This window comes from Phytoactinopolyspora endophytica (assembly GCF_004138495.1).
Classification (GTDB): domain Bacteria; phylum Actinomycetota; class Actinomycetes; order Jiangellales; family Jiangellaceae; genus Phytoactinopolyspora; species Phytoactinopolyspora endophytica.
In genome coordinates, this window is sequence record NZ_ML142859.1 from 186792 (window position 1) to 193641 (window position 6850).

General features: G+C 67.7%; 4 protein-coding genes. 2 read left to right on the top strand and 2 right to left on the bottom strand.

The window, feature by feature from the left end:
- Positions 1-2782 (bottom strand): ATP-dependent RNA helicase HrpA (gene hrpA / locus ELR45_RS20970; RefSeq protein ID WP_240759960.1); only part of this gene is annotated, 2782 nt, incomplete at its 3' end.
- A 249-nt stretch (positions 2783-3031) separates the two neighbouring features.
- Between hrpA and ELR45_RS20975 the strand changes: the two genes are divergently transcribed.
- Both ELR45_RS20975 and ELR45_RS20980 read left to right on the top strand, forming a co-directional pair.
- Positions 3032-3781: an HAD family hydrolase gene (locus ELR45_RS20975; protein WP_129668086.1), complete on the top strand. Its 750-nt coding sequence runs from the start codon at positions 3032-3034 to the stop codon at positions 3779-3781.
- A complete protein-coding gene (locus ELR45_RS20980; RefSeq protein WP_129668087.1) occupies positions 3778-6165 on the top strand; it encodes a glycoside hydrolase family 65 protein in 2388 nt (795 codons plus the stop codon). Before ELR45_RS20975 ends, ELR45_RS20980 begins: the two co-directional genes overlap by 4 nt.
- On the opposite strand, the gene ELR45_RS20985 is transcribed toward ELR45_RS20980, so the two are convergent.
- A complete protein-coding gene (locus tag ELR45_RS20985) occupies positions 6162-6632 on the bottom strand; it encodes a GNAT family N-acetyltransferase (protein WP_129668088.1) in 471 nt (156 codons plus the stop codon). The two genes, ELR45_RS20980 and ELR45_RS20985, sit on opposite strands and share 4 nt — an antisense overlap.
- Positions 6633-6850 lie beyond the last annotated feature (218 nt).

Genomic DNA, 6850 nt, shown 5'->3' on the forward strand with positions numbered 1-6850 from the left:
TGGGCAGCGACTTGATCAGCGCTATGACGAGTTCCTCGCGCATGCCCGGCACCTGCCAGTCGAACCCGCGCGGATCGACCTGGTTGAGCACGGGGAGCGGCACGTCGACCGTGACGCCGTCCGCACGACTACCGGGCTCAAACTGGTACGTGAGCGGCAGCTCGTGCTCTCCGTGCCGCCAGGCGTCGGGGTAGTGATCCGGCTGGACTCCGCCGGCAGCGTCGTTGATCAGCAGATCGGTGGAGAACGTCAGCAGCTCGGGGTCACTGTGGCGGGCTTTCTTCCACCAGGCGTCGAAGTGCCGTGCGGAGACCACGTCCGCCGGGAGCCGCTGGTCGTAGAAGTCGAACAGGGTCTCGTCGTCAACGAGGATGTCGCGCCGCCGGGCCCGGTGCTCCAGATCCTCGACATCCTCCAGCAGCTCACGGTTGTGGTGGAAGAAGCGATGCCGGGTCTCCCAGTCGCCTTCGACCAGCGCATGCCGGATGAACAGCTCCCGGCACAGCTCCGGGTCGACCTTCGAGTAGAGGACCCGCCGCGACGCGACGATCGGCACCCCGTACAGTGTGACCTTCTCGTGCGCCATGACGGCGCCTGACTTCTTCGACCAGTGCGGCTCGCTGTAGCTGCGCTTCACCAGATGGCCGGCGAGCGTCTCCGCCCACTCCGGGTCGATACGGGCGTTCATCCGTGCCCACAGCCGCGAGGTCTCCACCAGCTCGGCGGCCATGACGAACTTCGGTGGCTTCTTGAACAGCCCCGATCCAGGGAAGATGCCGAACTTGGTGCCGCGGGCGCCGAGATACTCGTTGCCCTGGCCCTCCTTGACGCCGATGTGCGAGAGCAACCCGGCCAGCAACGCGCGATGGATGTTGTCCGCGCCGCCGGGCCCGTCGTTCAGCTTCACACCCAGCGGCTTCACCAGGCTTCGCAGCTGTGCGTCCAGGTCCTGCCATTCGCGGACACGCAGGTAGTTGAGGAACTCCGTGCGGCACATCTTGCGGAACTGGTTCGACGTGCGGGCGCGCTTCTCGTCGCCCAGGTAGCGCCACAGATTCAGCAGCGTGGCGAAGTCGGACGTGGGGTCGCGGAACCGGGCGTGTTTCTCGTCCGCGGCCTGCTGGTGGTCGGCCGGACGCTCCCGGGGATCTTGAATGGACAGCGCCGCCGCGATGGTGATGACCTCGCGGGCGCAGCCTTGCCGATCGGCCTCGAGGATCATGCGGGCGATGCGGGGGTCGACCGGGAGCTGGGAGAGCCTCCGTCCCAGGTCGGTGAGCGACTTGCGCGGGTCCTTCGCCTGCGGATCGAGAGCGCCGAGCTCATGCAGCAGGTCGACCCCGGCCGAGACGCTGCGCCGGTCCGGCGGGTCCAGGAACGGGAACGCCGCGACATCTCCGAGCCCCAGGGCGGTCATCTGCAGGATCACCGACGCCAGGTTGGTCCGCAGGATCTCGGGGTCGGTGAACGCGGGCCGGGACTCGTAGTCGTCTTCGGAGTAGAGCCGGATGCAGACTCCGTCGGCGACGCGGCCGCATCGCCCGGCGCGCTGCCGTGCCGACGCCTGTGAGATCGGCTCGATCGGCAGCCGCTGCACCTTGGTGCGATGGCTGTACCTGGAGATCCGCGCCGTTCCAGGGTCCACGACGTACCGGATGCCCGGCACGGTCAGTGATGTCTCGGCCACGTTGGTGGCCAGGACGATGCGCCGTCCGTTGTGCGACTGGAAGACCCGATGCTGCTCTGCCGCGGAGAGCCTGGCGTAGAGGGGCAGCACCTCGGTGCCGGCTCCGCGGTGTGCGGTGCCGGCGAAGCGTTTGTTGAGCGCGTCGGCGGTGTCGCGGATCTCGCGTTCGCCGCTGAGAAAGACCAGGACGTCGCCGGGCGGTTCGAGCGCCAGCTCGTCGATGGCGGCGACGATCGCCTGTACCTGGTCGCGCGGCTCGCCGGACTCCTCGTCGGCCCCGCCGTCGTCGTTCTCCGCGCCGGTCGAGTTGTCGGCGACGAGCGGCCGGTACCGGATCTCGACCGGATACGTGCGCCCGGAGACCTCGATGATCGGTGCGCCGAAATGTGTGGCGAACCGTTCCGGGTCGATCGTGGCCGAGGTGATGATGACCTTCAGATCCGGGCGGCGGGGGAGAAGCTGCTTGAGGTAGCCGAGGATGAAATCGATATTGAGGCTGCGCTCGTGCGCCTCGTCGATGATCAGCGTGTCGTATCTGCGCAGCATCCGGTCCTGGCCGATCTCGGAGAGCAGGATGCCGTCTGTCATCAGCTTGACCAGCGTGTCGTCGTCGGCCTTGCGGGTGAACCGCACCTGGTAGCCGACGGCCTCGCCGAGCTCGGTCTTCGTCTCCTCGGCGATGCGTTCGGCGACGGTGCGGGCCGCGAGGCGTCGTGGCTGGGTGTGGCCGATGGCGCCGCGTACCCCGCGTCCCAGCTCCAGGCAGATCTTCGGCAGCTGCGTGGTCTTGCCGGATCCGGTCTCGCCCGCGACGATCACCACCTGGTGGTCGCGGATCGCGGCCGCGATGTCGTCTTTGCGCTGGCTGACCGGCAGCTGCTCGGGGTAGACGATGCGCGGTACGGATGAGACGCGCGACGCCACGCGTTTCTCAGCGGCTTCGACCTCGGCGGCAGCCTCGCGGAGGGCCGCCGACGCGTTCTCATCCCGCCGGCTCTTGCGGATGCCGTCCAGCCGCCGCCGGAGCCGGTGCTCGTCGCGGATCGAGAGTTCGGCCAACCGGGCGCGCAGATCGGCTACGGAGGGTCCAGACATACCAGAACAAGTTTACGGTGCCGACGGCCCGCGACTCACCTGATTATTGAGCCGGCCGGAGCTCGTGGCGGACGCGCCCATGATGAAACACTGCATGGCAGGTGTGCGAACGCTAGAGTTTTCTCGCCTGGCAGGAAACAGTGCGGCATGCCGTGTGCGTTCTTGTTCAGGAGAATCCTTCTTCATAACAGCGCGGCAGGTCGCGCCGGCGACCGGTGCCCGGGCGATCTTCGACAAGGTGGTGAGCGAGTGCTGGGGTTGCCCGAGAACGTCAGGGCCTGTCTGTTCGACTTGGACGGTGTCCTGACCCCTACGGCCAAGGTGCACAAGGCGGCATGGGAGGAGACGTTCAACGCGTTTCTCCGGCGGCGTGCGGAGGAGACCGGTGAGCAGTTCGTACCGTTCGACTCCGGCCGGGAATACAACGTGTACGTCGACGGCAAGGCACGTGCGGACGGTGTGCGCTCGTTCCTCGGCTCGCGGGGGATCACGTTGCCGGAAGGCGATCCCGACGACCCGGATAGCGCGGACACGGTCAACGGCGTCGGCAATCGGAAGAACACGATGCTGCTGGCCGTCCTGAGGGAGCGCGGCGTCGACCCGTACGAGGGCTCGGTGGCGTACCTGCGCGCGGTCGAACGGGCCGGAGTGCGCCGCGCCGTGGTCTCGGCGAGCGCGAACTGCGCCGAAGTCGTCAAGGCCGCCGGGATCGATCAGTTCCTCGAGGCCAGGGTGGACGGTGTGGTCGCCCGGCGTGAGGGGCTCCGCGGAAAACCGCATCCTGACACGTTCCTGGCCGCCGCCGATAAGCTGGGCGTCCAGCCTGGTGATGCGGCGGTGTTCGAGGACGCCTTGGCGGGCGTGGAGGCCGGTCGTGAAGGCGGCTTCGGGCTCGTGGTAGGAGTGGACCGCGTGGGCCAGTCTGAATCGCTTCACGAGCATGGCGCACACATTGTGGTCCGCGACTTGGCCGAGCTGTTGGATGGAGCATCCGAATGATCCGTGAGAAGGGGTACCCGGCTGAGCCGTGGCGCATCCGGGAGGCCCAGCTCGACCTGGATGTCCTTGCTCAGTCCGAGTCCGTGCTGGCGCTCTCCAACGGCCACATCGGCTTGCGTGCCAACCTGGACGAGGGCGAGCCGCACGGGCTCCCCGGCACGTATCTGAACTCGTTCTACGAGCTGCGCCCGCTGCCACACGCGGAGGCCGGTTACGGCTATCCGGAGGAAGGGCAGACGATCGTCAACGTCACCAACGGCAAGCTGATCCGGCTTCTCGTCGACGACGAGCCGTTCGACGTGCGGTATGGCGAGCTGCGGTCGCACGAGCGCGTACTGGACATGCGGGAGGGCACTCTCGAGCGCAAGGTGGAGTGGGTGTCGCCCGCCGGACGCGCCGTGCGGGTGCACTCCACCCGGCTGGTCTCGTTCACCCAACGCTCCGTCGCCGCGATCTGCTATGAGGTGGAACCGCTCGACGCCGAGACCCGGCTGGTCATCCAGTCCGGGCTGGTGGCGAACGAGGAAGTGCCGATCCGCAAGGGTGACCCCCGGGTCGCGGCCGTGCTGCGGGAACCGCTCCAGTCCGAGCAGCACATCGCCAACGGCGCCGGCGGCCTCTTGGTCCATCGCACCAAGGCCAGTGGCTTGCGGATGGCGGCCGCGACGACGCACCAGATCGACGGCCCGGACGAGACGATGGTGAACACAGAGGCGTTCCCGGACTGGGCACGCACCACCATCGCGTGCGTCCTCCAGCCTGGTCAACGGCTTCGCGTCGTCAAGCTGCTCGCCTACGGTTTCTCCAGCCAGCGGTCGCTGCCCGCGCTGCGGGACCAGGTCGGTGCCGCACTGGCCGCGGCACAGCTTTCCGGCTGGGACGGGCTCCGGCGAGACCAGCGGGAGTATCTGGACGACTATTGGGACGCCGCCGACGTGCGTGTCGACGGTGACCCGGAGGTTCAGCAAGCGGTCCGGTTCGGCATCTTCCATGTCCTGCAGGCCGGCGCCAGGAACGAGATGCGTCCCATCCCGGCGAAAGGGCTGACCGGCCCCGGGTACGACGGACATGTCTTCTGGGACACCGAGATGTTCGCGCTGCCGGTGCTGACCTACACGAAGCCGCTGGCGGCCGCGCAGGTGCTCAGGTGGCGGCACGCCACCCTCGATCTCGCACGTGAGCGCGCCCGCACCCTCGGGCTCAAGGGCGCGGCATTCCCGTGGCGGACCATCCGCGGCCAGGAGACGTCGGGTTACTGGCCGGCCGGCACCGCGGCGTTCCACATCGGGGCCGGCATCGCCGATGCCACCATGCGGTACATCCAGGCCACCGGCGACGAGACGTTCGAACGCGAGGTGGGTGTGGAACTGCTGGTGGAGACCGCTCGGCTGTGGCGGTCCCTGGGCCACCACGATCGGCACGGCGACTTCCACATCGATGGAGTGACCGGCCCGGACGAGTACTCCGCCATCGCCAACGACAACATCTACACCAACCTGATGGCGCAGCGGAACATGCTGGGAGCGGCCGAGGCGATCACTCGCTGGCCCGACGTCGCCGAAGCGCTCGGCGTGGACGAGGCCGAGGCGGCGTCGTGGAAGGAAGCGGCTCGCGCCATGGTCGTCCCGTACGACGAGGAGATCGGCGTGCACCAGCAGTCCGAGGGCTTCACCCGGTTCCAGGAGTGGAACTTCGCTGCGACGAAGCCCGATGACTACCCGCTGCTCCTCACCCATCCGTACTTTGACCTGTATCGGCGCCAGGTCTGCAAGCAGGGTGACCTCATTCTCGCCATGCACTGGCGCGGTGATGCGTTCACGCCGGAGGAGAAGGCCAACAACTTCCGGTACTACGAGGCCCGCACGGTGCGGGACTCGTCCCTGTCGTCGTGCACGCAGGCCGTGCTCGCCGCGGAGACCGGGCATCTGGAGCTGGCCCACGACTACCTGGGCGACGCCGCGCTGACCGATCTGCACGACACCCACGCGAACACCCGGGACGGCGTCCATCTGGCGGCCCTGGCCGGTTCGTGGCTGGCGCTGGTGGCGGGCTTCGGCGGCATGCGCGACCACGATGGTGCGCTCTCGTTCGCGCCCCGGCTGCCGAGCACGATCGAGCGGCTGGACTTCTCGCTGCTGTGGCACGGGCTCCGGTTGCGGGTCAGTGTCCGTCCGCAAGAGGTCACGTACTTCCTGCGCGAAGGTGACCACGAGGACGGGTCCCGTATCGAGTTCTTCCACCACGGCGAGTCGGTGGCGGTGGAGGTCGGGGCGCCGGTGAGCCTGCCGATCCCGGAGGCGCCACCGGCCGGTCCCGAGCCTGAGCAGCCGCCGAGCCGCGAGCCCGTGCGACGCGGCGCACCACGCCCGTACCCGTCGCCCTAGCGGGTGAGCTGCATCTCGTAGAACGCCGACCAGTTGCTGCCGGGATAGTCGAGGAACGGCCCTCGTGGCTTGAAACCGCTGCGTTCGTAGAGTTGTCGTGCGGCGGCGAAGCCCGGGGCCGTTCCGGTCTCAAGCATGAGCCAGGTCAGTCTCTCGCCACGCGCGCGTTCGACGATCGCAGCGAGCACCGTGGACCCTACGCGGGCACCGCGCGCCTTGGGCGCGGTGAACATGCGTTTGACCTCGCCCAGTCCGCCCTGATGGATCTTGAGCGCACCGCAACCCAGCGCGTGCCCGTTCTCGTCACGGGCTACGAACACCGTGGTGTCCGGCTCCGCCATCTCTTCGACAGTCATCTTGAACTGGAACTCGATCGGTGACAGAGGAAGCAGATGCTCGTTGAGCCCGGAGATGAGCATGCGCACATCGTCCTGCAGGGGAGACTCAGCTACGACGGTGACGGACATGAGCGGAGTGTCTCATGCCTGGCCAGGCCTAGGACGAACCCACCCGGGGAACGCGGACCGACCGATTTTTTTTGGGGGGGGTCGTACGACTTGAGGCTTACGCGGCGACGCAGGTCGTCGTCTTCGCGTACGAGAACGACGTCGTTAGACCCGGCGAGGTCTAGCGACGCCGCTGATCCTTCCTGACGTGCTGGTTACGTCTATGGTAATCATTAAAT

What these genes read in the sequence shown, in the direction of transcription:
- ELR45_RS20985 (WP_129668088.1), bottom strand. Translation starts at nt 6,632, where the DNA reads ATGTCCGTCACCGTCGTAGCTGAGTCTCCCCTGCAGGACGATGTGCGC.
- ELR45_RS20980 (WP_129668087.1), top strand. Translation starts at nt 3,778, where the DNA reads ATGATCCGTGAGAAGGGGTACCCGGCTGAGCCGTGGCGCATCCGGGAG.